This window comes from Paenibacillus sp. TSM33 (assembly GCF_056099025.1).
Window position 1 is genome coordinate 968,817 of record NZ_JBLZXB010000010.1, and the last position, 26,323, is coordinate 995,139.

The window sequence follows — 26,323 nt, forward strand, 5'->3', positions numbered from 1 at the left end:
GGAGAGATGAATATGAAGGAGAACTACAAAAGCTTTATCCGTGGCGCGTTAGCAGGCAGCATTGCTGGTTCGGTTGCTGCGTTGTTATTTGCTCCTAAGTCAGGTCGCGAGCTGCGTCAGGATATTACAGACCAGGCACGTCATGTGAGTGACAAGGGGCAGGAGCTTGCAGGGAAAATATCAGACACCTCCATGGAGTATACTGACAAAATTAAGGAGACAGCCTCAGCCGTCATTCACGAAATAGGTCAATGGCGTAAAAAGAGTGATATTGTTCCAGAGGTTAGCATTTCATCTCTGCCTGATCAAGAGAATAAGGAAGAGGATGCTTTGTAACTGTCCGTATATCGTAGGCGAAACAACTGACTATGACTTGAGTTTGTGGCTTCTCCCGTTGGGATGAAGCCTTTTTGTTGATCGCTTCTTCGTTTTAGGGTAATCTTTGGGGGTACCTTTTACTCCAACACGACATAAGGTATGTAGCAACGGATAGATTTCTGAGATGAAATAACTCATATTTAAACAAAAAAAGGAAGCGGTGTGTACGTGCAGCAAGCGATTGCAATATTGGATTCCGGTGTAGGAGGTCTGACGGTTGTTAAAGAAGTCATGCGTCAGCTTCCGCGGGAAAAAATCATTTATTTTGGAGACACTGCGCGCACCCCGTATGGTCCCCGACCATCGGAAGAGGTTAAAAAATTTACAGAGCAAATGGTTGATTTTCTGATTCAGTTTAATCCGAAAGTCATTATTATTGCTTGTAACACAGCAACGGCTGCGGCATTAGAGTATATAAGCCAAAAGGTATCCATTCCGGTGATCGGAGTTATCCACCCTGGAGCTCGTGCTGCGATCAGCGCGACCGCTACCGGGTATGTCGGGGTGATCGGAACTGTCGGTACGATTCGAAGCGGAGCATATACAACTGCGCTCAAGCAGTTGTCTCCCTATGTAGACGTGGTAAGCCACGCTTGCCCTGCACTTGTGCCTTTGGTGGAACAAGGGTTGTTCCGCTCCAAGACAACATCGCAGGTTGTGGAGGAATCATTGAGGCCTATTCAAACGTATCCGATTGATTGTCTGATTCTTGGTTGTACGCATTATCCTTTTTTGAAGGAAACGATTCAGGAAGTCATGGGTCCTGCGGTGAAGCTTATTAGCTCGGCAGATGAAACTGCACGAGAGACGAGTACCATTTTGTATAACAAGGGCAAGTTAGAGGCCGGGGACGAAACGCCGGTGCATCAGCTTTTTTGTTCCGGTGATCCAGAGTTGTTCCAGCGCATTGCCGCACAGTGGCTTGGGGAGCAGATTCGGCAAACGCCTGTTGTCTGGCAAGTCACCCATCTGGATTAACGAGACAACCAACTTTTTTGTCATTGGACAAAAGAAGTTGGTTGTTTTGCTTTTCGCTACATCAAGACACGCAGCGTCTGCATAACATGCAGTAAGGCAGATGGAAGGGGCGTAGTAAGATGAGGGAATATATCGTTCAAAAAGGAGATACATTGCACCGGGTCGCCTCGGCTTTTAAACTATCCGCGGATACTTTGATCGCAGATAATCCGTGGGCCGCCACGCAACCCTATCTGATTTGTGGTCAATTGCTATATATTCGTCCGTCTACGGATCGTAAATACGTTATTCAGCCTGGGGAGAATGCAAGACAGATTGCCAAACAGTTCGGTGTAGAGCTTGATGAGCTGCGGCTCGCTAATTCGAGGCTTGCGGAGCATGATTTTGTGGAAGGAAAGATAATTATTATTCCTGATGACCATCAGGATCAGATTGTACGGTTACGTGGAGAGTACAGTTATGAAGATTTAAAGGAAGACCTGGAGGCATTGGCCCACAAATATCCGTTTATTGAAGTTGGCAGCATTGGCACCAGTGTCATGGGGAAGGATATCCCTTATATACGGATTGGGCAGGGAACGAGGAAAATTCATGCCAACGCTTCTGTACATGCTAACGAATGGCTGACGACGCCTTGTTTGCTGCGTTTTATAGAACAATATGCACAAGGGATTAATGGGTCTGGAGAACTTGCTGGGAATTCTCAATGGGTGTATGCGGGCTCTCCGATGAAATTAATGGAACATACATCCTTATGGGTGGTACCGATGGTCAATCCGGATGGAGTAGAACTGGTGCAACAGGGTATACTCCCCACTCATCCGCTGTATCATGAACTCAGAAAGTGGAATGAAGGACGTGCTGATTACCGCGGCTGGAAGGCCAATATTCGCGGTGTCGACCTCAACGATCAGTTTCCGGCGTATTGGGAGGAGGAGGTGCGCAGACGCGGTAAAACAGGTCCATCTCGACGAGACTACGCAGGACCTGCACCTTTGTCTGAGCCAGAGTCCAAGGCCCTTGCGGATTTAACGGAGCGCGAACAGTTCGACATGGTATTATCCATACACAGCCAAGGACAGGAAATCTATTGGAATTATCGGGATCTAGAGCCTAAGGAGAGCCGAGATTGGGCATTGCAGCTGGCTGCCGCAACAGGGTATCGGGCGGTAAAGCTGGGGGGAAGCGATGCAGGGTATAAGGATTGGTTTATACAGCGGTTTGGTAAACCGGGATTTACCGTTGAAGTCGGTCTGGGCGTAAATCCGCTGCCTATGCGTGATTATGACGATATTGCAGCAGAAGTTGGCATGTTAATGGCGACGGTGCTGTCATGGTAACAGATCGGACCCGCTGAAACGTATTGCATTATTTGCGCGTATTAGGAGGAGCACGTTTTTTACACGTGTTCCTCTTTACTTGTCCCTTCCATAGGGTATATATACTTAGGAGCATTGGAAATGGAGTGAACAACCTATGAAGTGGAAAAAACTACTATCTCTCCGTCAGTGGTCACATGTATTTCGTCGTATTCCCCGATTGATTACCTCTTCGAGGATTCCTTTGGGTGAAAAATTACTTTTTGCGGTGCCTGTATTGCTTTACTGGATACTGCCTGATGTCATGCCATTTATGCCCATCGACGACATTGGTGTGACGTTATTGCTTATGAATTGGTTCGTCACCCGTGCTGAACGAAAATATCCTGATGTGATTGAAAAACAGCACGTACGTGTTCGATAGATGTAAACTTATGATTTTCGTGATTGCGATTTTTTGCGATTTTCTTTACAATAGGAATATTGCCTTGTGCTATGCTGCACAACTTTTTTTCATCAAGGAAAGATGCTAATTTTTAGGATTGTTGATTTTATCCGCTAGGTTGTGTGGTGTGGATATATTTCCATCGACCACATTGCATTTAATGAATATGAAGGAGATGAAGTTTAATGAACTGCAAAATTACTCGCAATGCAGCTAAAGTATTGAAGCTTGAATTGGATAAGGAAGAGAACCAAGGGAAGAGCCTGCGCGTTGTTATTACTCATGCTCATGGAGATCATGCTCATTACGGGCTAGATTTGGACACGCCTAAGGAAACAGATACTGTTGTATCTACAGATAAAGGCATTGATGTAATTTTGGAAAGCGGTCAGCCGTTGCTGGATGGTGTAAAAATTGATTACTTGTACTTCCCCGAAGAAGGATTTGTTATTACTAACCCTTCCCAAGGTAATCACGGCGATCACTAAGCCGGAGCTCGGAGGGATGACAGATGGCCAATGATATTCGCGTATGTGATGAGTGCAATCATATCCGCTTAAAAACGATCTTGCCTAAGTTGAAAAAGATGGCACCTGATGCCGAGATCAAAATCGGTTGCAAATCGTATTGCGGTCCTTGTGGAAAACGGGCGTTTGTGTATGTAAATGGACGTTATGTGAGTGCGGCCACAGAGGATGAAGTATTAGAGAAGGCTGCACGTTTTATAAAATAGTTAGAGTGCGCAGCGTTTCACCTTTTGAATAGTTTCCCTCCTTCTGATCCATGCTAACAGTTGTAAACCATGCCCAGAAGGAGGAGTGAATCATGGCCCAATATGATTCCAATCTCGACAATCACAGTGTCGAGGCTCAAACACAAAACTCGGTGGATAAGCTTCATAATGCCGTGTCACAGGCATTGTCACATCCGGCTGAGCAGCTGATTGAGCAGGCAGAACAATCTCGCACTCATGCAGAGCATGCTATACAGCAGGCAAAGGATAGCCTTGGTGACGATGCAGTAGAAGTTGCTGAGGAAATGCTTGGTGAAGAGGTACAACGTCTTGATCAGGCTAAAAAAACGCTGCGTTCCTGAATAATTTTAATGGTAACGAGCGCAGTCCAATGACTGTCAATAACAAAAATCCCGATCCATCAGCTTGTTAGGGCGGTGGATCGGGATTTTTGTTATATATCAGGCAATTATGCAATCGATATTTTTGTTACTTCTTTGCTTGAGTCTCCCATTCGCGAATAAGATCGTATGTGATAACCTGATCGGATATGTTCAATCGATTGAGAGCTTCAGTATAGCCCGGCCCACAGGCGTTCACATCTGTAGGTTGGCCTGTAGTCATGTTGTAACAGGTTCCCTTGGAGAATGTACCATCCTCAGATGGAATGTAATACACTCGTCCATCCGTGAAAGCACCAGTACGCAGCACAACCATACGAGGCTTTCCGCTAAACAAATCGTTACCCATAAAATGATACGGTTTTGTAGAAATCCCAAGTAGATGCATTACGGAAGGCGTCAGATCCAACTGACCTGCCGGTTCTGTATACGTACCCGCCTGACTTCCGTCAGGAAGATGCACAAGTAATGGCACTTGGTTCATGATTTTCTGCATGTCTAAATCCGTGAGTGGCTTGCCCAAAAGCTTTTCATACAGAGCTTTTTCTTTAATGGAATTGTCATGATCCCCATAGAACATTAGAATCGTATTATCCCACAATCCATCTTTCTTCATCTGATCTACCAATTCACCCAAAGCCTCATCCACATAATGGACGGATTTCAGATAGTCTCCGAACATCGTACCTTCAAACTCGCCAACATCCAAATCTACAGCGTCAGGTGACAGGTTGTACGGATGATGGCTCGAAATACCGACCATATAGGCGTAGAACGGCTGCTTCACTTCGGTTGTGAGATCGTTGAGCGTTTGTCTAAAAAAGGATTTGTCTCCCAGGGACCAGCCGAGGGGCTCATCTATTTTAAAATCCTTTTTACTGTAGAACTTGTCATAGTTCATTGCCTTATACATTGTGTAACGGTTCCAGAAGCTGCTGTCGTACACGTGAAACGCATTAGGACTATAACCTGTATCCTTCAAGATGGAAGGCAACGTATCGAATTTATGGTCCGCATAACGGATAAATACAGAACCCGTAGGGAGCGGATGCAGCGAAGCGTGGGTAGAGAAGTCTGCGTCCGATGTACGACCCTGTGCAGTTTGATGGAAATAATTATTGAAATACATACTTTCTTTCGTCAGTTTGTCAAAGTTAGGCGTAATTGCTTGACCGTTGATCTGTTTGCCGATAAAAAAGTTCATGAACGCTTCAGCTTGGATGACCATCACATTTTTGCCCTTATACTTGCCGTAGAGTTCATTTTTTACCTGAAGTAATTTCTGGTGTTGATTGAACCATTCTTTATCTTTATCGGATTCCACCTGAGCCAATGTAGGCTGTGGCCCAAGATGGTCCTGACCGTAGCGGTAGATATCATATCCATGAAATCCGATCAATCCGGTTACGTTGTACAAGGCCATTGACCACCAGTTGCCGACAAATATGCCGGTTGCCCAAGTGGAGGTATATATTTTGATCGGTCCAAATGTCAAAACATAGCCAATCAGGAAAGCCAATGCCCCCTTGGAGAAGCGAAACAGAAATTTTTTTGTGAAAGAGCTTCGTGATGCTTCCAAGTAATGATCATTCGTTGTAAACCGACGCCGTAACGAAGCCACGAATATGACATACGGAATGAATAAAATCCAGTCTGCAAAAAAGAAAATATCCCACCAGTTCATAAGGGATGCGATGCTTCCACCCAGAGAATCAACTTGTCCAGCTTGAAGCAAAACGGGAATCGTAATGAAATCCTGGAAATACCGATAATAAACCATATCGGAATAAATGAGCGCGGTGAGCAATATATCGAGCACCACAAGAGCAATCAAACGTCCGCGACGTGGCAGCCATAAGGTCCAGAAGCTTACAAGCAACAGCGACCCAATAGCAATGACATAATCCAGCGGATTCATGTCGATATTTTGGGCATGCAGGTTATAGTGAATCAGTACAAGCTTGCCAATCATAAGTACAAAAAACAGAACTAAACCGAAATATTGAGACAGCAGCAGCCTGCTGAACATGTTACCAGTGCGTCTTGCACTGGTCGTGCGAATAACCAACACTTTACCCCCTCCGGCAGAAATGTTCGGCTAGTATAAACTACACATTAACGTAATGTTAAAACCGAAATGCCTTTAATTATTATAGCGCTCATCCTGCGCATTTCAATGATTAAGTAAAGAAATACGGCACAAATGAGGCCAGGACAACGAACAAAGGGTTCGTTGTCCTGGCCTATAGCTTGAATATTTAGGACTGCAACGGCGAAGTATCTTTGCGGCGCGGAGGCAGAGGACCCAGATACTGATAGTATTGGCATTCAATTCGTCCGTTAAACAGCTTACGGCGCTTGTCGGCTTTGCGGCCCCAATAATGCTCAAATTGCTTGGTGGAGCTGATGGCAAAGAAGGACCAAGTCTTCATTTCGGCTGCCGTTCGAGCGAGCGTACGAATCAGTTTTTCCACCTCGGCTTGCTCGCTCAGTCTTTCGCCATAAGGGGGATTTGTAATCATCACACCATACTGGCCCTCAAGCCTAACCTTGCTGGCAGGCAGCACCTTTAGTGAGATGTCTTTAGCAAAGCCTGCTGCTTTTACAGCTGCTTCAGCAACTTGTATAGCGCTAGGATCGATATCGCTACCTGCAATTTCAAAAGGAATGTCATCACGAGTCAGATCCATCGCCTCATCGCGAGCCTGATCCCATAATTCTCTGCCAATGACAGGCCAGTCTTCCGAGTTAAAGGTACGTCTCAGGCCTGGAGCAATGTTCCATGCTTGCATAGCAGCTTCGACCAATAAAGTACCGGAACCGCAGCACGGATCATAGAATGGTCGATCCGGGCTCCAGCGACTAAGCTGAATAAGAGCGGAAGCCATTGTTTCTTTGAGTGGCGCCTCTGTAACAAGCTTGCGGTAGCCTCGTTTGTGCAGTCCTGGACCAGTTGTGTCCAGCGTTATCAGTGCACGGTCATTCAATAGAATGACCTCAATGACGTAACGAGGACCATCTTCAGCAAACCAGTCTGTATGGTAGGTTTCCTTGAGTTTCTCTACGATCGCCTTCTTGACGATTCCTTGACTGGCTGGTACGCTACTAAGCTGTGATTTGTGTGAACGTCCCTCTACAGGAAATTCACCATCTACAGGAATCCAATCCTGCCAAGGCAATGCTTTGGTACCCTCGAACAGCTCGTCGAAGGTAGTTGCAGCAAATTCGCCCATTTTAATAAGAACGCGGTCAGATGTGCGAAGCCACAGGTTGCATCGGCATATATCCTTATAATCTCCGGAAAAAACGACGCGGCCATTCTCGACGGTCAGATCCGTGTACCCCAGTTCTCTGAGTTCTCGGGCCACAACGGCTTCCAGTCCCATCGGCGCAGTTGCAATTAGTTGCAGTTGAGTCATTAAACGTATTCACTCCGTCTCATAATCATGTAAGCTTGGTTCAATCCCTATAGTATAGGTCATTGTACTCGAAGAGACAAATCGTTAAGGCAAATAATTTACGAAGGACACCGTGTCCAACCTGCGTTATGATAAAGCAAGAAGGAGAGATGAAACGTGGAAATCACACCTAATATGACACCTGAACAATATGTAGACCAGCTGGTACAGGAAGATGAAGCGCTGCGCAGCATTAGGGAGGCTATTGTTAAAGAAGGGATGCCGGAGGTATCGGTTGCTCACCCCTATGGAAAGCTGTTAACCTTTCTTATTGAAGTCTCTGGTGCACAGCAAGTACTGGAGATCGGAGCATTAGGAGGATACAGTGGATTATGCCTAGCCCGTGGGCTTGGAGAGAAAGGTAGCATCGTGTCTCTGGAGCTAAAAGAGGCGTATGCAGCGCTGGCTCATCAACATATGAAAAACAATGGCTACGGTGATCGTGTCGAGTATCGTATTGGACCCGCAGTGGACAGCCTGAAGAAGCTTCAGGAAGAAGGAAAGACTTTTGATTTTTTCTTTATTGATGCGGATAAGGAAAATTACCCAGTGTATCTGGAGTATGCGATTGCACTGGCCAATCCAGGCGCTATAATTGCCGGAGATAACTGTTTTCTTCGGGGACGGACACTGAACACAGACAAGAACGGACCTGCCGTGCAGGCCGTGAGACGTTTTAACGAAACGATAGCGACGGACCCACGGCTAGTCAGTACGCTTTTGCCAGCTTATGATGGATTGGCATTGGCACGAGTGAAGTAACGGGCGTCCCTAAGTGAAGCTATACCAAAAGAACCTCCTTATCCACAGTAACGTGGAGCGGAGGTTCTTGTCTGTTGAGGCAGGCTGTCCTACCTGAAGAAGGTTGTCTTACCTGAAATGAGGCGTAGCCTTACGATCAAAAAGCTTCATACGTACCCAGATTATATTGACGATCAGCAGCACACCAGACATAATGAACAGTCCTTCGATGCCGATAAATCCGGAAAGCACTCCGCCAATGACCGCACCCAGCATATTTCCGAGCGCCAGCGAACTGGTATTGAATCCGAAAGAGCGGCTTTCCATTCCTTCCGGTGTGTAGGTGCGAATCAGCGCATTTACGCTTGGTAGCAGACCACCCATAAACACACCCATGAAAAAACGGATAATGACAAGCTGCCATACTTCATTGACAAAAGCCTGCGGAATGAGCATAACTGCCGTTCCGAGCAGTGCGATTGTCAAGATCTTGTGTGCCCCTATTTTGTCACTTAATCGTCCAAGGAGCGGTGCAGCTACCATATTGGATACGCCTGTAATAGCGGTAACGAATCCGGCAACCAGTGCAATTCCTTCTGCCGAGCCATATAGCTTTTGCACATACAAAGGTAGCAGAGAAACTGTACTGATCATGGCAAACTGGAGTAAGAACGTTACGGTGAACAAAGCCGGAAGCTGGGGCGTATGGCTTAGTTCCTTTAATCCGGCAAGAACTGAAATTTGTGGAATTCGTGCGGCTTCCGCTTTGCTGAAATTTTCTTTAACCAAAAACATTGCCATTAGAGAGGCTAGGAAAATAAGAACTCCTGTAATGTAAAAGATGGGTCTGAATCCGACCCAGTCAGCCAAAAATCCACCTAGCAGAGGGCCGAGGATCGTGCCAGCCATTTGACCGGATTGCATAATTCCCATAGCAAATCCGGTTCGCTCTTTGGGAGTGGTACCCGACACTAGGGAAATAGAAGCTGGGTTGAAACCCGAAATTGTACCGTTTAGCAGACGAAGCGCCAGCAGTTGCCATGGGTGAGTGACCAAACCCATACACCCGATGACCAGAGCCATGCCAAAGCCTGAGCGAAGCAGCATGACTTTACGTCCATATCGGTCGGCCAGCTTGCCCCATAATGGCTGGAATATAAACGAGGTCAAAAAGTTAGCTGCAAAAATAACTCCTGCCCACAGTCCTATATCGTGCTCGCCCTTCACATGGAGGTCTTGAGCCAAATATAAGGCAAGGAACGGAGTAATCATTGTAATTCCCGCATTGACCAGAAACTGACCGAACCAAAGCACAATGAGATTGATTTTCCACGTCTCCCACGTTTTCAATGTGCTTTCACTTCCTTTCTGCCATTCTCATCCTGTTGTAAAGGTACTTATTCATGTATAACTTACCCGGAGCTTTAAAAAAGCCATTTCTCTAGTATAGCACACTTCATTGAAACTTTATCCAAATGTCATGGGTTTGTCATGGTTTGTTTGAGAGCGGCGGTTGTTACGACTCTTGAAAAAGGGCATAATAAAATATAGTATTTATGATTCGAACTGGAGGCTGAAGTCATGACCTACAATGATACTTTTATCCGCGCTTGTCGCAAGCAAGCTGTGGATCATATTCCCGTATGGTACATGCGGCAAGCCGGAAGGTATGACCCTGAGTATCGCAAAATTAAGGAAAAATACACGCTGCTTGAAATTTGTCGCCAGCCCGAGTTGGCCGCAGAAGTAACGTTGATGCCCGTGCGCAAGCTTGGGGTGGACGCTGCAATTTTATATTCTGATATTATGAATCCGGTAGCCTCGCTAGGGGTTGATTTTGATATTGTCAAAAATATTGGCCCGGTTATTGATAATCCGATCCGGTCAGCTGCAGACGTAGACAACTTGCGTCCGATTGATGTAGAACGCGATTTGGGTCATATTTTGGAAACCATCCGTATTTTAGACCGTGAGTTGAACGTGCCGTTGATCACGTTTGCTGGAGCGCCTTTTACTATTGCAAGCTATTTAATAGAAGGAAGACCCTCCAAGGGATATATTCGCACCAAAGCGATGATGTATGGAGAGCCTGAACTGTGGCATCGTTTGATGGATAAGCTAGGAGATATGGTTATTACATACGTGCGGGCCCATATCGCTAACGGTGGTAAGGCTTTTCAATTGTTTGATAGCTGGGTAGGTGCACTCTCGCCTTATGATTTTCAAACTTTTGTGTTGCCGACCATTGTACGTATTTTCCATGAGTTATCTGATCTGAATGTGCCTAAAATTTATTTTCCGGGCGTAAGCTCCGGTGAATTGCTTCCGCATTTGAGCGGGGTAAAAGCCGATGTGATTGGACTGGACTGGCGGGTAAGTATACCTGAAGGCCGTCGTCGCTTGGGTAACAGTTTTGGAGTACAGGGGAATTTGGACCCGTACGTGCTTACTGCGCCGATGAATGTGATCAAGCAGTACGCAAAAACCATTGTAGATGAAGGCATTCTGGAGCCGGGTTATATTTTCAATCTCGGTCACGGCTTATTTCCTGAAGCCTCGCTAGATAAGCTAAGAGAGCTTACCAATTATGTACACGAGTATTCTCGCTCTGTTTTGTCAAAGAACTAATTACAACTAGAAAAGATAAGAGGGATCTGCTAATGAAAACCAAAGTGGGTGTACTGGTCATGTCCTACGGGACGCCGGAGAGTCTGGACCAGGTTGAAGCGTATTATACACATATTCGCCGTGGTCATGCTCCCTCACCGGAGCAGTTAAAGGAATTAAAAGATCGCTACGAAGCCATTGTGGGCGGCGTGTTTCCGTTACGCCAGAATACAGATCGACAGGTTCACAACTTGCAGGAAACCTTAAATCGGGAAAATCGCAACCCGGACATAGAATTTGTTTGTTATCAAGGGCTCAAGCACGCCAAGCCGTTTATTGAGGATGGTGTCGAAGCGATGGTGCAAGATGGCATTCGTACGGCGGTGGGTGTCGTGCTGGCTCCGCATTATTCCGTTATGAGTGTAGGCTCTTATATCAAGCGTGCACAGGCTAAGGCCCAGGAACTGGATCTGGCCATATCGTTTGTGGAGAGCTATTATCTTCATCCAAAGCTGATCAAGACGCTGACTGAGCGTGTGAACGCAAAACTGACGCTTTTTGAAGAAGCGGGAGCCAAGCGGGACGAGGTTCGTGTTCTGTTCAGTGCGCACAGCTTGCCTGAGCGGATTTTGGCTATGGGTGATCCTTATGTGGAGCAATTAATGGCTACTTCGCAGGCTGTTGCGGATAAGGCAGGGATTACCAACTGGCAGTTTACATGGCAAAGTGCTGGCCGTACAGCAGAACCATGGCTGGGACCAGATATTTTGGATACCATGCACAGTCTTAAGGAAGAGCAAGTGGAGTATGTGCTGGCTGCGCCAGTCGGCTTTGTTTCTGATCACTTAGAGGTGTTATACGACCTGGATATTGAAGCACAGGCTTTGGCGAAGGAATTGGATATGCGTTTTCAGCGTATTGATTCGCTCAACAGTGACCCACTGTATATGGAGACGCTTAGTGATGTCATCATAGACCAATTGAAAAAGGGATGAGGGCATAATGGAGCAAAAGGTACGTAATATTGTAATTGTAGGCGGAGGCTTGACCGGGCTTAGCACTGCTTTTTATACACGAAAATTGTACAAAGAAGCTGGCTACACACCTCGAATTACGCTGGTGGAGAAAGCTTCCGTGCTAGGCGGGAAAATTGAAACATTGCATAAAGATGGTTTTGTCATCGAAAAGGGGCCAGATTCCTTTCTGGCCCGTAAAACGGCCATGATCGACCTGGCAAAAGAGCTGGAGCTGGATCATGAACTGGTAAGCACGAATCCTGAAGCTAAAAAGACATATATTTTGCATGAAGGTCGGCTTCATCCGATGCCTCCTGGGCTGGTGCTGGGCATTCCAACAGAACTGAAACCCTTTTTACGTAGTGGCTTGATCTCTTTAGGTGGAAAAATGCGGGCAATGATGGATTTTGTCATTCCACCTCGTCGTGAACCGGGAGACGAGGCGCTGGGTGATTTTATTGAACGCCGGCTGGGCAAAGAAGTGCTGGAGAATGTAACCGAGCCACTGCTGGCGGGAATCTATGCTGCCAACATGAAGACGCTAAGTTTGCAGGCAACTTTTCCGCAGTTTGCAGAGGTGGAGCAGCAATACGGAAGCCTCATTCACGGAATGATGACAGGTCGAAAACCTGCTGAAACGCATACAGGTACGAAAAAAAGTGCTTTTTTGACCTTCCGCCAAGGCTTGCAAAGTTTGGTGCATGCTTTGCTGAATGATTTGTATGACTGTGATTTACGCACCGGAATTGCTGTTACCGAATTCACCAAGACGACAGAAAGTGAAGGTAGCCGCTATCGCGTTATGTTAGACAATGGGGAGATGCTGGAGGCGGACGATATTTTTGTAACGACTCCTAACTTTGCTGCTGCGCCGCTACTGCGAGAGCACGTAAATGTGACTGCACTGGAAGCTGTAAAATATGTATCCGTAGCGAACGTAGTCATGGCCTTTGATAAAACAGATATTGAGAACGTCTTTGACGGCTCTGGTTTTCTGGTTCCTCGCAAAGAAGGACGTAGTGTCACAGCTTGTACATGGACCTCTGCCAAGTGGCTACATACCAGCCCGGACGATAAGGTGCTATTGCGTTGTTATGTAGGGCGAGCAGGAGCTGAAGAAACAGTGGAATTACCGGATAATGAGCTGATTGCGGTGGTACGCAAGGATTTAAAAGAGATGATGGGAGTTACAGCAACTCCGCTGTTCACGGAAATTACACGTCTTCGTCATTCCATGCCGCAATATCCAGTAGGGCACCCACAGGCTATAGCTAATCTGCGGGAAGAGCTACGCAGTGCGATGCCAGGGGTGTACGTATTAGGCGCTGGCTATGATGCGATCGGATTGCCTGACTGCATTCGTCAGGCCAAGGAATGGGCCTCCAATGCGGTTCAAGCGGCACAGCAGGAAGCCATCAAGGTACAGGTGTAAATCTTCAATGATGAACCCTTCGCGATCAGGCGAGGGGTTCTATTTATATTGAAATTTGATATATAATGGAGAAGGTGTAAAATTCGCCAGCTAATAAGGAATTCATGCATATGGTATAGCATAGAAGGAGTGAAGAATGTACCCTCCCAGGTCACAGAGAAATGAAGGTCGAAAGAGAGCGAGAAAACCAAAAATAGGCAAGGCTTGGATCATTACGAATCTGGTTCTGCTGCTAATGATCGTAGGTCTTTTCGGTTATTATTACATATTTGAACGCGATAGCAGTGGTTCTCTTGCGGAAAACGCCAAGTATTCGCAAACTGAAAAGAACATCCCAACGGGATCTGCTAATGATGAGTACTCTATTCCCTCAGAAAGTGAAGACGTTAATGAAACCAAGGAATCTACTCTTCCAGACACAAGCAGTCGTCCCGTGACAACGCCCAACACTAATACCTCCGAAGGCAGCTCTTCAGCAGGAGCAACATCATCCTCGGAGAAAGACGAGCAAGTACAGGAGGATTCGCCAAACAAGGATGTAAACAACGATGAAGCAAATTCGTCAGCAATTACACTTCACTTCATAGGGGATGTGCAGTTCTCTGGTAAAGTTGAGCAGAGGCTGGAGCAGAACGGGTTTGATTTTCCATACCAATATCTCGGAAACTTGTTCCATAAAGACGATCTAACGATTGCCAATCTGGAAACACCGGTGACCACTAATGGTGTTGGTGCGTTAAATAAAACGTATGTGTATAAATCTTCTCCCAAGGCGCTGACTGCAATGGCAGCGGCAGGAATCGATGCTGTAAATTTGGCCAACAATCATATTTTGGATCAGGGGACAAGCGGATTACTGGATACACTGAACTATTTGGATGAAAAGGGTATAGCCCATGCTGGAGCCGGGCGCAATGCAAAAGAAGCGTATGCACCGCATTATTTTGAACGTAATGGGATTAAAATTGCGTTGTTGGGGGCTACGCGTGTCATGCCTGAAGCCAACTGGAACGCGGGGATCAAACAGCCTGGTGTAGCAGGAGCTTATGATTCGACCGCGATCGTAAAGTCCATTCGTGAGGCACGAACTCAGGCTAATTTGGTGATTGTGGTTGCCCATTGGGGCAAGGAGCGGGCCACTGCACTTGAGCCCCATCAAACCGAGTTATCACACGCTTTTATTGACGCCGGGGCGGATCTTGTCGTTGGCGGGCATCCTCATGTGCTGCAAGGGATGGAGCAATATAAAGGCAAATGGATTGCATACAGCACAGGCAATTTTATTTTTTCTAAATCAACGGTGCCAGCCACCTGGGATACAGCGATATTTCAGGCCACCTGTACCCGAAACGGGGACTGTAAAATGAAGCTGACCCCTTACCGGGCGGAGCTGGGTCAACCGATACCATTGAAAGATGCGGAGGCCAGCAAAATTTTGCAGAAAGTAGCGGCACTGTCACCAAGCAATGTCTCGATAGGTGTGGATGGTACAGTAAGCGTTAAGTAGCAGTAAGAAAGAAATTGTTAATATGGACATGGACGGAATGATCGTATAAGCGGCTCCTTTGTGAATGGAGGTCATACAGAATGAATCATTTGTGCGTGGCTCACCGCGGCTTCTCGGGGATGGCTCCCGAGAACACGATGGCAGCCTTTAAGCTTGCGCTGGAACAGTCTTTTGTGCACTGGATTGAACTGGATGTACAGCTGTCAAAGGACGGTGTTCCAGTGGTTATCCATGACTTTACGCTGGAGCGAACGACGAACGGTACGGGACGAGTAAAGGATGCAGACTGGAAAAATTTACAACGACTCGATGCAGGTAGCTGGAAAAATGCACAATATCACGGGGAATCTATTCCTTCCCTCGCTCAAGTGCTTGATTTGTGCCAGGGACGTGTATCGCTCAATATTGAGCTCAAAACTGCTGGTGATATGTATCCGGGACTAGAGAAAGCCGTCATTCGGGAAATTATAATGAGGGGGATGGAGGGTGAGGTGGTCTTGACCTCCTTTGAGCGTGCGGCCTTGCGCCGAGCAAAAGAACTGGCACCCGAAATCCGTACCGGTTTGATTATTGATGCGCGTCCAGACGATTTGGCAAAGCAATTAGAAAATTTACAATGCACATTTTTATCTATGGGTTATCCACGGTTGGACCGAAAGCTCTTGAAAGATTTGATCGCACGCGGTATTACGGTCATGGCGTGGACGGTGGATGACCGGCGTATCATGCGGAGATTGTCCTCATTACATCCTGAATTGATGATCTGTACCAATTGGCCGGATCGCTGGGAGCAGGTTTTTTTGCTTTCCAAGCCCCGGCTGTGGCACTATATACGTAAACTTATTCGTTAATCAATTGGACTACATACGCAGAAAGGGTGACGGATCGTAATGAACGTGGAAATTCGTAATGTTTATTGTGTCGGACGCAATTATAAGTTGCATGCGGAGGAACTGGGGAATGATGTTCCCACAGAACCGATGATTTTCTTGAAACCATCTCATGCGGTTGTGCCATTGGATGGTGCTAAGCTGGAGCTTCCTCAGGATAAGGGAGATATTCATTTTGAGACTGAACTGGTGGTGGCTGTAGGACGTAACTACGAACCAGGCATGACCGCAGATGCGTGTCTGAACGCTTTTGCGTTTGGCATTGATTTTACCCTGCGTGATGTACAAAGTACGCTCAAGAAAAAAGGTCATCCATGGACTGCTGCCAAAGGTTTTAAATCGTCTGCACCTGTGACACCGTTCTTGCCTTTAGAGAGCTTGGACATGCTGGAGCAGCAGGATTTTTCCTTGTTCAAAAATGGACAGGAGGTGCAGCGTGGGCATGTCAAGGACATGATCTTTTCTATCCAGCACATCGTTGAATATATAGCGACTCAATATGGACTGGGTGAGGGTGACATTATTTTTACAGGCACTCCGGCGGGCGTAGGGCCTACAGCGAGCGGGGACCACTTTGAGCTTTATTGGGGGAGTGACCGTCAGGGAAGCTTCATCATCGGCTAAATCTACAGACGGCATTAATGAAGATAATTAAAAAAGTATGTTTTTGATGATTGGGAGGTACGAGTAACTCCCGTAGGCAAGCCTTGTGAAGGCCGTGTCCTGTGCGAAAGCATGGGGCACGGCTTTTATATAAGCGTATAGCATTGTACAATGATATACAGAACCTACAGAACTAAAAGCGAAAAACAGAGATTCATCTCAAATGCGGGGGTATATCATGGACTGGATCATTGGGTTGCTTTCCGCTGCTGTAGTGGCGGGGGCTGCATTTTATAAAAAATCCTTAACCTTATCCGGCTTTGCTGCGGCTGTACTGATGGGAACTGTGTATTATGGGGCGGGAAACCTGTTTTGGTTCGGCACATTGCTCTTATTCTTTATCACGTCCACCCTATTGTCGAGGTTCAAAAAGGAACGCAAGGCTGAGCTCGAAAAATCGTATGCCAAAACAGGCAATCGGGATGCAGGACAAGTGTGGGCTAACGGGGGATTAGGCATGCTGCTATGCCTAGGTCATGCGATATGGCCTCATGTTGCCTGGCAACTGGCATTTGTCGGTGTCATGGCTACGGTCACCTCCGATACATGGGCAACGGAATTTGGAAGCCTGAGTCGTAAGCCGCCTCGTTCGGTGCTTACCGGGAAGGTGCTGGCACCCGGAACCTCAGGAGGAGTATCTGTATTGGGAACGGCTGCGGCCTTGGCCGGTGGCATACTGATCGGTATAGGCGCATGGGGTTTTGGACACGCCGTAGGAATGCCGGAATTGCCATTATGGCTGTGGGCACTGATCGGAGGGTTATCCGGCAGTGCTGGAGCCTTCGCTGATTCCTATCTTGGTGCTACAGTGCAGTTGATGCGTTCCTGTCCAGTGTGCAAACGGGAAGTAGAAGTAGATTCGCATTGTGGTCAAGCGACAGTTTATCTACGTGGCTGGCATTGGATGAGCAATGATCGGGTGAATAGCATTAGCTCTATTTTCGGCGGATTGGTCGCACTTGCAGGGATTTTCTTTATACTCTGATCATGGGGCAGGAGATCGTTCTAGAGAATAACTGTGTGCTTCAATCATGGTTTCAGGAGGTGCAAAGATGGGGGATATGCACGGAGATAAATATGAAGCTATTTTGGACGCCGCTTACACTGTCTTCGGCACCAAAGGCTTTTATGAAAGCAAAATTTCCGAAATTGCAGAACAAGCGGGTGTAGCTAAAGGCACGGTATACTTGTATTTTAAAAGTAAAGAGCAGCTATTTACAGCAGTCACACGTAGAGATTGCGAACAATATCTAGCCGAAATGCAAGGTGCATTAGTCAATCGTGCTTTGGGAGAGGGACTGCTGCGGATGGCGAATTTGCATCTCCACTATTATTACAAACGCAAGCAGCATACTAAATTATTTTTTATGACTCCGAATAGTGACCCTGATCTCATGGAGTTTATGCGGGGATTTATTCAGGACTATACCGATCTGGTCAAAAATAAACTGGCGTCAGAGGGTGTGCCGCAGCCCGAATTTCATGCCAAGGCATTCATTGGTATGATGGAACGCCTAAAAATGGATATTTTGTTGAACCAAAATTTCCGTGAATGTGACGTGGTTCAGACGGCTGCATTGGCTGCTAATCTATTTATGCATGGCTGTGAAGCCGGAGTAAAAAAATTCTGACATGTTATCATTGAAAACCGTACTGACTTTGTTCAGCTAACGGTTTTTTTAATCATTGCCTGTGTCTGTGTTAAAATAAACAAGATGCATCACAAAATTGGGGAAGAGTAGGGAATCTGCAATGAACATTATGACCGTTGAACATATAACAAAAAGCTACGGCGAGAAAATGCTGTTCGAGGATGTTTCCTTTGGTATGGATGAGCGTGACAAAATAGGGGTTGTTGGTGTAAATGGTACCGGCAAATCAACGTTTTTACGTGTAATTTCAGGCTTGGAGCCGCCAGATGATGGTAATATTGCAGTAAACAACGATGTGCGAATTCAGTATCTGGCACAAAATCCGGAGTTTGATCCTGAAATGAAGGTACTCCAGCATATTTTCCATGGCAATCAGCCTGAAATGAAAGCAGTGCGTGAATATACGGAAACCATGGAGTTACTGGAGTTGAATCCAGGTAGCGAGGAGCTCCAAAACCGACTGTTGCGAGCAAGTCAACAGATGGATACGTTCCAAGCATGGCAGCTGGAGAGCGAGGCCAAAAATATTCTTACCCGACTGGGGATCACCCAGTTTGAGTCTCGTATGGGTGTTCTCTCCGGTGGTCAGCGTAAACGGGTTGCTTTAGCTGCGGCTTTGATCCAGCCTTGTGAGCTGCTCATTCTGGACGAGCCTACCAACCATATTGATAATGATTCCGTTGCGTGGTTGGAGCAATATTTGCAAAAGAGACGCGGTGCGTTGTTAATGATCACGCATGATCGCTATTTCCTGGATAGAGTTGCTAATGTCATGTTAGAGCTGGATCATGGTCGCCTTTTCCGTTATGAGGCTAACTATACCCGTTTTCTGGAGCTGAAGGCAGAACGCGAGGAGCGGGAAGCGTCTTCGGAACAAAAAAGGAAGAACCTGCTGCGTAATGAGCTGGCCTGGATTCGCCGTGGAGCAAAGGCACGTTCGACCAAGCAGAAAGCGCGTATTGACCGATATGAGCAGCTTAGGGATCAGCAACCGGAAGCTCGTTCTGGATCTGTAGATATGTCCGTTGCCTCCACACGTCTGGGTAAAAAGATATTGGAGATCGAGGAGCTGTCCAAATCGGTAGATTCCCGTAAGCTGATTCAGGATTTGAGTTACATTGCGGTTCCTGGTGATCGTGTGGGCATCCTGGGACCTAACGGTAGTGGAAAATCCACTCTGCTCCAAATGATTGCCCAGCGTGTAGAACCAGATTCCGGCAGGGTTGTATTGGGACCAACTGTGAAGCTTGGTTATTTTACTCAAGAACATCAGGAAATGGACGAATCCTTGCGTGTCATTGAATATATTAAGGAAGAAGCCGAAGTGATTCGTACTGCAGACGGTTCGACGATTACAGCTGCGCAGATGCTGGAGCGGTTTCTGTTTGCACCAAGTGCGCAATGGACGGTTATTTCTCGTTTGTCCGGGGGCGAAAAACGTCGCTTGTATCTGCTGCGTGTCCTTATGTCCGCACCAAATGTATTATTGCTGGATGAACCGACAAATGATCTCGATATTCAGACTCTTTCCGTTTTGGAGGACTATCTGGATGAATTTCCGGGCGTAGTTTTTATCGTTTCTCATGATCGTTATTTCCTGGATCGGACCGTGGATAAAATACTGGCATTTGAAGGGAATGGACAGGTACGTGTACATGTAGGCGACTATAGCGAGTATGCAGAATGGATCAGTAAAAATGTACAGCCTTCTGCGAATACGTCTGTCTCGACGGGGACGGCTTCCTCAAATCGGTCTTCTGCACCTAAGTCTGCGGGTTCTTCCGAATCAGTCAAGGGGACAAGTAAAACCAAGCTTAAATTTACTTTTAAGGAACAGCGGGAATATGAGCAGATTGATGAACTGATTGAACAAGCCGAACAGAAATTGGCCGACATTCAGCGACAGATGGAGGAATCTTTCAGTGATTCGGCACGGTTGCAGGAGCTCATGGTTGAGCAAGCGAAGGCCGAACAGCATCTAGAGTACCAGATGGAACGCTGGACCTATTTGAATGAGCTAGCCGAGCAAATTGAACAAAGTAAATCTTAAAAATAAAAGCAAGTCCCCATTTAGATGGAGGCTTGCTTTTTTTGTAGAAGTAGAAGTAGAAGTATGTGCACCTGTTTTCCATGCAGCATAAAATGGTTAGGCTGTTACATAAGCCGCGAGCAGACGGGCAGTGTTTAATACGGCCTGCTTATGCGTGCGCTCCATTGCGTGAGAGGCGTGTACGCCAGGCCCGATCAGTGCGGCACGAATGTTATTGCCTGCTTTAAGCGCAGCTGAAGCGTCTGAACCATAGTGCGGATAAATATCTACCGCATACGGAATATTCAGCCCCTTAGCCAGCTCAATCAGGCGGGTCGTCATGTTGTAGTCGTAAGGGCCTGAAGAGTCTTTGGCACAGATGGAAACGTCCGTTTCCTTGCAGCTCAGATCTTCACCTATGCAGCCCATGTCGACAGCAATCATCTCACTGATTCCTTCGGGTATGTAAGCCGCTCCGTGCCCCACTTCCTCATAGTTGGAAATGAGCAATTTAACAGTATGTCGAGGCTTCCAGCCTCCATGTACAGCCGATTCTAATAAACCAAACAGTGCCGCTACGCTGGCTTTATCATCCAAGTGCCGCGACTTGATAAAGCCACTGGGCGTTAGAACTGGGCGCGCATCGAACGAAATAAAATCGCCCACCGCAATACCGAGCTGAAGTACGTCCTCTTTCGACTCGACAAGCTCGTCAATCCGTACCTCCATATGGCTCTCCTTGCGCTCAAAGCTTCGTGCATCATCATGAACGTGCACGGATGGATGGCTGGACAGAATAGTGCCCGTATACGTTTGTCCACTTCTAGTATGAATAAGGCAGTATTCGTTCTCAATGCTGTTCATCATGAACCCGCCCACAGATGTCAGGCGTAGAGTACCTTGCGCTGTGATTGAACGTACCATCGCGCCCAATGTATCCACATGCGCGCTAAGCGCCACTGTACGGTCCGTTTCTTGACCTTCCAGAGTCAGGATAGCACCGCCTTTTGCATTCCATTCGATGGGTACCCCTAGCTTTTCGGCTTCCTTACGAATCAGCTCCATCACATGATGTGTATATCCACTGGGACTGGGCGTGTTCAAAAGCTGATTTAAAAAGCTCATGATATAGTTTTCATTTAATTGAATTGTCATTTGTTGCTCCTCCTCATTTGGACAACCGATCAGGGTTAGAGGACGGTTGCTCTATACCTGGGTCGGATGTAGACACCGTGCTGGAAGAACCAGTCGTGTCATTGGACACATTCGCGTATGCTTCCACTGCAGATGTGTGCTCTTCTTGTAGTGTATGAAGCTGATTAGTCAGACGTTTAATCTCTCTCTGAAGCCTATATTGGCGGAAGATACCGAAAGAACCGACAATAAGTCCACCTAAAAGAGTGCAACCGAGAATAAGTAGAATCAAAGGAATGCTAACCCTGCTAAACAGAAGGTTCACTTGAACCGAATTGACATTAATAACAGCAAAAACAGCTGTTAACAAAGCTATAACAAGTGCTGCAATCAAAGACCATTGTGTTTTCAAAATGCCACCTCCTCCCGTTACATTATAAAATCCCTTGTCCGCCATGGACAAGGGATTTATCCGTGCATCTTTATCAAGCAGGATTCGAAGTGTGTACGGTTTTACTTTCCTTCAGTTAGCTTTTCCATTTCCGTAATGACTTCTTCGAATACGCTCATGGCTTCGCGAATCGGCTGCGGAGAGGACATGTCAACGCCAGCTTTCTTCAAAATATTGATTGAATAATCACTGCCACCGCTCTTTAGGAAGCCTAAGTAACGGTCAACGGCTGGCTGGCCTTCTTCTAGAATCTGTTTGGAAAAACTGGTTGCTGCCGAGAAGCCGGTAGCATATTTGTAGACATAGAAGCTGTTATAGAAATGAGGGATTCGTGCCCATTCCATTTCTATGTCTTTGTCTACCTTCATGCCAGGTCCGTGATATTTCACATTCAAATCATAGTAAATCTCCGACAAAAGTTGCGGTGTAAGGGATTCTCCCTCTTCAGCACGCTCATGTACAATCTTCTCAAATTCCGCAAACATCGTTTGACGGAATACTGTTGTACGGAATTGGTCCGCATAGTAGGTGAGAAGGTACATTTTCTCTTTTGGATCGGTAGACTTGTTCAGCAAATAATCCATCAGCAAGGCTTCATTAGTAGTGGAAGCCACTTCAGCCAGGAAAATGGTGTACTGTGCATCCCGGTACTTCAATGCGTTGTCTGAATAGTACGAATGCAGCGCATGCCCCATTTCGTGCGCAAGCGTGAACATGCTGTTCAGGTTATCTTTATGGTTCAGGAGCACATAAGGGTGGGTGCCATAAGCTCCCCAGCTATAGGCGCCTGTACGCTTATTTTCATTTTCGTAAACGTCAATCCAGCGCTCATCATAGCCTTTTTGCAATGAAGCCAGATAGTCTTCGCCCAGAGGCTTAAGGCCTTCTTTGGTTTGCTTTTTGGCGTCCTCATACGTAATGTCCATCTTGTATTCGTCCACAAGCGGAGCGAATAAATCATACATATGAAGCTCATCCACACCTAAGAGCTTTTTACGCAGCTTAATATAACGGTGAAGCAGGGGCAAGCTTTCATGAATCGTATCAATAAGATTCGTATACACTTCCTTCGGAATATTATCACCGTATAGTGACATTTCTAGTACGGAAGGGTATTTGCGTACACGAGAATAAAAAATATTTTTGTTCACATTGGCACTCAATGTAGAAGCAATCGTATTTTTATTTTTGGCATATGTGTCATATACCGCTTTAAAAGCACGTTCACGTACTTCGCGGTGTGGACTTTCGAGAAATTGAATGTAGCTGCCATGTGTCAGCTCGACCTCTTTGCCATGCTCATCCTTGATTTTCGGAAACTTCAGATCCGCATTGTTAAGCATCCCGAAAATTGTTTGCGGGGCTTGGGCCAGATTGCCAACTTGAGCGAGCAGTGCTTCTTCTGTTTTGCCTAAAATATGTGCTTTTTCCCGTTTCATTTCTTGCAGTGTAAACTTATAATCCGAAAGCTTCGGATCTTCAATGAAGGCATCAAGCTGATGATCGGGCAGCGCCAAAATTTCAGGTGTCACGAATGAAAGAGACTCGCTGACTTCCACGCCTAGTTTTTTAGCTTTTTGCGAAAGACCCTGATATGTAGGTTCAGCCGTATCTTCATCATGATGGAGATGGGCATACACATATACACGCTCGGTTTTAAGCGACAGTTCATCTTCGAGTTTGAAACAGTTGCCAATCGCTTCGGCCGAATTGAGCTTGCCTTGAAATTGAGCAGCCTTTTTGGCCAATTGTTTGACTTCTTCATATTCTTGATCCCATGCCTTGCGGTTGGGGAATAGGTCTTCCAGTTTCCATGTATTTTCCACTGGCGCATCAGCGCGTTTTACAATTTCACTCATGGAGAGCCTCCTCTGATCGAACGTAATGTGGGGTAGGGCTGCGGGGGTAAGGGACGGATGCCAAAACGAAGAAACCGCCACGCTTACCGTAAGCAGCAGGGCAAGAGGTTTTACAGGATGCATGTAACGGCATATCCTCCTTATACCATGGCTTGTTATGCCATAGTATGACCTTTTGCCCCTGAAAGTATAATTTTCCTTACTGTGGGTTGGAACCTATATTTAATAAGCTGTATACAATAAGATAAAAGGCAAGGCAAATCATGATTACGGCAGTGAGGGCCATCCACTTTTTGAGAGGAGTCGGTATCGTTTCACGCTTCATGATCAGCACTCCGCCCAGCGTGAAGGCCAGAATAATGAAGATGAGATAGCTGTTGGACACCATGAATAGGCTACACCTGTTTGAAAGCGTTCATGATCCGCTGCCACTCTTCCTCATTATCTTGAAAGGACTGCTTGGGAAAACGATTTTCAGCCCAATGCATCAGCGCCGGACGGCTCAAAAACGTGTGAGCTTCCTCGCCCCAATCATCAGATATTTCCCGCAGAACGATGTAACGGCCCTGCACCTCGACAGTCATCATATTCCACTTGTCTTTTTTGTATATTTCGTGTTTTTTCATCATATGCATGTCTCCGATTTTATAGATGTTTTGGTTCATGATACCGCAGTTTCTGCCGCAAAAGCAAATCATTCCAGACCGTAAAACCCGGAAAAACACCAATTGCAATGTGAAAAAGCATGAAGTATAATATGGATATTCGCCATAGATGGCGGTATTTTTAGGAGGTTGTTCACTTGAAAGGTACAGTTAAATGGTTTAACGCAGAAAAAGGTTATGGCTTCATCCAAGTGGATGGTGGCGAGGATGTATTTGTACATTTCTCCGCAATCCAAGGCGACGGTTTCAAAACTTTGGAAGAAGGTCAAGATGTTGAATTCGAAATTACTGAAGGCAACCGTGGACCACAAGCAGCTAACGTAATCAAACTGTAAGTGTAACTGAATTGTAAGAAATGTTCCGTTTTTACGGATGTCTTATATATTACGGTTAAACAATGAATTGAGAGCGCAGTTCCTTACATTTAAGGGAACTGCGCTTTTTTGCGTAAAACGTCTATGATATGAGAAGGTTGAGCCGGAATAGGGTATTATACGTAATAAAACTAAGCGTGAGTTATTTTAAGTTGAGGGAGTTGAGAAAATGAGTGCAGCAGAGGCTAGTCGTAATCCTTCCCTGATTGAAGGTCCCATTGCCAAAACACTGTTTATGTTCTCTTTGCCGATGCTGTTCGGAAACATTCTGCAATCCTTGAATGGAACAATCAATTCAATCTGGGTTGGGAAGTTTCTGGGAGAAGCTGCGTTGACTGCCGCTTCGAACGGAAATCTTATAATGTTCTTTCTGATCAGCTCGATTTTTGGGGTCACCATGGCGGCCACTATTCTGATCGGACAACATATCGGAGCGGGTGACATAGCAGAAACAAAGCGTGTAGTAGGTACAAGCGCTGTCTTTTTCCTGGTGCTCGCTTTTGCTATAGGTATTATTGGATTTTTGGGCTCACCTTGGATTCTTCATGTGCTCAATACGCCTGCCGAATCAATCGATATGGCGATCACCTATACGCGAATTATTTTCGCGGGTATGCCCTTTTTGTACGGCTATAACTACATCATGACCGTAATGAGAGGGGCTGGAGATTCCAAAACACCATTTTATTTTCTGCTCGTTTCCGTCGTACTGGATGTTTTACTCAACCCACTGCTCATATTCGGATGGGGGCCGATCCCTGCTATGGGCATCGGAGGCTCCGCCACAGCTACCCTGATTGCTCAAGGGATCAGCTTTGTGTTGATTCTCATTTACTTATATCGTGTAAAATATTTTCTGCGCATTACATCTTCAGAGCTTCGCTTACTTCGATTTGATTGGAAGATTATTTGGACCCTTATTCGTAAAGGAGTCCCGATGGGACTGCAAATGATTGCTGTCTCCACCAGTGCGATTGCTTTAATGAACCTGATCAACGGCTACGGGACAGTCGCAGCGGCAGCCTATACAGCAGCCAACAATTTGTCCAGTTATGTGCAGATGCCGGCCATGGCACTAGGTGCAGCCGTATCTTCCTTCGCCGCTCAAAATATCGGAGCCGGACGCTGGGATCGAGTGCGAAGGACAACCTGGATTGGGATTGTGTATAATTTTGTATTGACTGGTGGGGCCGTAATATTCATTTACGTATTTAACCGTCAAGCCTTACTGATGTTTCTTCCTTCTACGGGAGGGGCATTGGAACTGGGGATGCAGATTAATCTGATCACCTTGTGGTCTTTTGTTATATTTGGTATTACCAATGTCATTACAGGCGTTGTTCGATCTACGGGCTCTGTAATGGTACCGCTGTTCATTACCATTATCTCATTATGGGGCATTCGTATACCTTTGGCCTATGCATTTGTCGATGAGTATGGTCTAGATGCTGTATGGTGGAGCTTTCCTATTGGTTTTACGATCTCCGCCGTAGCAGTTATTATCTATTACGCTTTCGGAAAATGGAAGCAGGCTAGCATGGGAGAGGGAAACCAAGGCATGAAGCTGGCCGAGGACAAGGGCTAGATAGGA

The 26,323-nt window shown here is 46.3% G+C and carries 27 protein-coding genes; 19 read left to right on the plus strand and 8 right to left on the minus strand.

What is annotated here, in order from left to right:
* The first annotated feature begins 12 nt into the window (after positions 1 to 12).
* The 7 genes from ACN6NF_RS08430 to ACN6NF_RS08460 all read left to right on the plus strand — a co-directional run bounded on the left by ACN6NF_RS08430 (position 13) and on the right by ACN6NF_RS08460 (position 4,215).
* Positions 13 to 336, plus strand: coding sequence for a YtxH domain-containing protein (locus ACN6NF_RS08430; protein WP_474316790.1), 324 nt, complete (start codon positions 13 to 15; stop codon positions 334 to 336).
* 210 nt (positions 337 to 546) lie between these two features.
* A complete protein-coding gene (gene racE, locus ACN6NF_RS08435; protein ID WP_327196939.1) occupies positions 547 to 1,356 on the plus strand; it encodes a glutamate racemase in 810 nt (269 codons plus the stop codon).
* Positions 1,357 to 1,475: 119 nt separating this feature from the next.
* The gene (locus ACN6NF_RS08440) at positions 1,476 to 2,696 is read left to right on the plus strand and encodes a M14 family metallopeptidase (RefSeq protein WP_040101674.1); all 1,221 of its coding nucleotides are present in this window, start codon (positions 1,476 to 1,478) and stop codon (positions 2,694 to 2,696) included.
* Positions 2,697 to 2,832: 136 nt separating this feature from the next.
* On the plus strand, positions 2,833 to 3,099 hold the full coding sequence (locus ACN6NF_RS08445; RefSeq protein ID WP_017425861.1) for a hypothetical protein: 267 nt from the start codon (positions 2,833 to 2,835) through the stop codon (positions 3,097 to 3,099).
* A 206-nt stretch (positions 3,100 to 3,305) separates the two neighbouring features.
* The gene (locus ACN6NF_RS08450; RefSeq protein WP_013370462.1) at positions 3,306 to 3,608 is read left to right on the plus strand and encodes an iron-sulfur cluster assembly accessory protein; all 303 of its coding nucleotides are present in this window, start codon (positions 3,306 to 3,308) and stop codon (positions 3,606 to 3,608) included.
* A gap of 23 nt (positions 3,609 to 3,631) precedes the next feature.
* Complete coding sequence (locus tag ACN6NF_RS08455; protein ID WP_013370463.1) at positions 3,632 to 3,853, plus strand: YuzB family protein; 222 nt, start codon at positions 3,632 to 3,634, stop codon at positions 3,851 to 3,853.
* Positions 3,854 to 3,945: 92 nt separating this feature from the next.
* Positions 3,946 to 4,215 (plus strand): hypothetical protein, encoded by a 270-nt coding sequence (locus ACN6NF_RS08460; RefSeq protein ID WP_013370464.1) that lies wholly within the window; start codon positions 3,946 to 3,948, stop codon positions 4,213 to 4,215.
* Between the two features lie 127 nt (positions 4,216 to 4,342).
* Here the strand turns inward: ACN6NF_RS08460 and ACN6NF_RS08465 are convergent, their stop codons facing one another.
* Entirely contained in the window at positions 4,343 to 6,325 is a 1,983-nt protein-coding gene (locus tag ACN6NF_RS08465; protein WP_474316793.1) for an LTA synthase family protein, read from the minus strand.
* 187 nt (positions 6,326 to 6,512) lie between these two features.
* Positions 6,513 to 7,673: a THUMP domain-containing class I SAM-dependent RNA methyltransferase gene (locus tag ACN6NF_RS08470; RefSeq protein WP_474316795.1), complete on the minus strand. Its 1,161-nt coding sequence runs from the start codon at positions 7,671 to 7,673 to the stop codon at positions 6,513 to 6,515.
* 156 nt (positions 7,674 to 7,829) lie between these two features.
* Between ACN6NF_RS08470 and ACN6NF_RS08475 the strand changes: the two genes are divergently transcribed.
* The gene (locus tag ACN6NF_RS08475; protein WP_474316796.1) at positions 7,830 to 8,474 is read left to right on the plus strand and encodes an O-methyltransferase; all 645 of its coding nucleotides are present in this window, start codon (positions 7,830 to 7,832) and stop codon (positions 8,472 to 8,474) included.
* Between the two features lie 108 nt (positions 8,475 to 8,582).
* Here ACN6NF_RS08475 and ACN6NF_RS08480 read toward each other — a convergent pair whose 3' ends face one another.
* On the minus strand, positions 8,583 to 9,803 hold the full coding sequence (locus ACN6NF_RS08480; protein ID WP_474316798.1) for an MFS transporter: 1,221 nt from the start codon (positions 9,801 to 9,803) through the stop codon (positions 8,583 to 8,585).
* Positions 9,804 to 10,034: 231 nt separating this feature from the next.
* Here ACN6NF_RS08480 and hemE point away from each other — a divergent pair, with 231 nt between their 5' ends.
* From hemE to ACN6NF_RS08525, 9 genes are all read left to right on the plus strand, one after another.
* A complete protein-coding gene (hemE, locus tag ACN6NF_RS08485) occupies positions 10,035 to 11,081 on the plus strand; it encodes a uroporphyrinogen decarboxylase (protein WP_474316800.1) in 1,047 nt (348 codons plus the stop codon).
* A gap of 32 nt (positions 11,082 to 11,113) precedes the next feature.
* On the plus strand, positions 11,114 to 12,055 hold the full coding sequence (hemH, locus tag ACN6NF_RS08490; protein ID WP_474316802.1) for a ferrochelatase: 942 nt from the start codon (positions 11,114 to 11,116) through the stop codon (positions 12,053 to 12,055).
* 7 nt (positions 12,056 to 12,062) lie between these two features.
* On the plus strand, positions 12,063 to 13,508 hold the full coding sequence (gene hemY, locus ACN6NF_RS08495) for a protoporphyrinogen oxidase (protein WP_474316805.1): 1,446 nt from the start codon (positions 12,063 to 12,065) through the stop codon (positions 13,506 to 13,508).
* A 136-nt stretch (positions 13,509 to 13,644) separates the two neighbouring features.
* Entirely contained in the window at positions 13,645 to 15,015 is a 1,371-nt protein-coding gene (locus ACN6NF_RS08500) for a CapA family protein (RefSeq protein WP_474316808.1), read from the plus strand.
* An 80-nt stretch (positions 15,016 to 15,095) separates the two neighbouring features.
* Complete coding sequence (locus ACN6NF_RS08505; protein ID WP_474316811.1) at positions 15,096 to 15,866, plus strand: glycerophosphodiester phosphodiesterase; 771 nt, start codon at positions 15,096 to 15,098, stop codon at positions 15,864 to 15,866.
* 39 nt (positions 15,867 to 15,905) lie between these two features.
* Complete coding sequence (locus ACN6NF_RS08510; protein ID WP_474316813.1) at positions 15,906 to 16,529, plus strand: fumarylacetoacetate hydrolase family protein; 624 nt, start codon at positions 15,906 to 15,908, stop codon at positions 16,527 to 16,529.
* Positions 16,530 to 16,746: 217 nt separating this feature from the next.
* Entirely contained in the window at positions 16,747 to 17,553 is an 807-nt protein-coding gene (locus ACN6NF_RS08515; protein ID WP_474316816.1) for a DUF92 domain-containing protein, read from the plus strand.
* 67 nt (positions 17,554 to 17,620) lie between these two features.
* On the plus strand, positions 17,621 to 18,199 hold the full coding sequence (locus ACN6NF_RS08520; protein WP_474316818.1) for a TetR/AcrR family transcriptional regulator: 579 nt from the start codon (positions 17,621 to 17,623) through the stop codon (positions 18,197 to 18,199).
* 121 nt (positions 18,200 to 18,320) lie between these two features.
* The gene (locus tag ACN6NF_RS08525; protein ID WP_474316820.1) at positions 18,321 to 20,270 is read left to right on the plus strand and encodes an ABC-F family ATP-binding cassette domain-containing protein; all 1,950 of its coding nucleotides are present in this window, start codon (positions 18,321 to 18,323) and stop codon (positions 20,268 to 20,270) included.
* 96 nt (positions 20,271 to 20,366) lie between these two features.
* Here ACN6NF_RS08525 and ACN6NF_RS08530 read toward each other — a convergent pair whose 3' ends face one another.
* From ACN6NF_RS08530 to ACN6NF_RS08550, 5 genes are all read right to left on the minus strand, one after another.
* Positions 20,367 to 21,404, minus strand: a complete 1,038-nt coding sequence (locus ACN6NF_RS08530; protein ID WP_474316823.1) for a M42 family metallopeptidase — start codon at positions 21,402 to 21,404, stop codon at positions 20,367 to 20,369.
* Positions 21,405 to 21,417: 13 nt separating this feature from the next.
* Entirely contained in the window at positions 21,418 to 21,840 is a 423-nt protein-coding gene (locus tag ACN6NF_RS08535) for a LapA family protein (protein ID WP_164965297.1), read from the minus strand.
* 56 nt (positions 21,841 to 21,896) lie between these two features.
* Positions 21,897 to 23,693, minus strand: a complete 1,797-nt coding sequence (pepF, locus tag ACN6NF_RS08540) for an oligoendopeptidase F (RefSeq protein WP_474316825.1) — start codon at positions 23,691 to 23,693, stop codon at positions 21,897 to 21,899.
* 199 nt (positions 23,694 to 23,892) lie between these two features.
* Positions 23,893 to 24,081: a hypothetical protein gene (locus ACN6NF_RS08545; protein ID WP_016819720.1), complete on the minus strand. Its 189-nt coding sequence runs from the start codon at positions 24,079 to 24,081 to the stop codon at positions 23,893 to 23,895.
* A gap of 7 nt (positions 24,082 to 24,088) precedes the next feature.
* Complete coding sequence (locus ACN6NF_RS08550) at positions 24,089 to 24,322, minus strand: hypothetical protein (RefSeq protein WP_014599632.1); 234 nt, start codon at positions 24,320 to 24,322, stop codon at positions 24,089 to 24,091.
* 173 nt (positions 24,323 to 24,495) lie between these two features.
* Here ACN6NF_RS08550 and ACN6NF_RS08555 point away from each other — a divergent pair, with 173 nt between their 5' ends.
* Entirely contained in the window at positions 24,496 to 24,693 is a 198-nt protein-coding gene (locus ACN6NF_RS08555) for a cold shock domain-containing protein (RefSeq protein WP_016819721.1), read from the plus strand.
* 208 nt (positions 24,694 to 24,901) lie between these two features.
* Positions 24,902 to 26,317, plus strand: coding sequence for an MATE family efflux transporter (locus ACN6NF_RS08560; protein WP_474316826.1), 1,416 nt, complete (start codon positions 24,902 to 24,904; stop codon positions 26,315 to 26,317).
* Positions 26,318 to 26,323 lie beyond the last annotated feature (6 nt).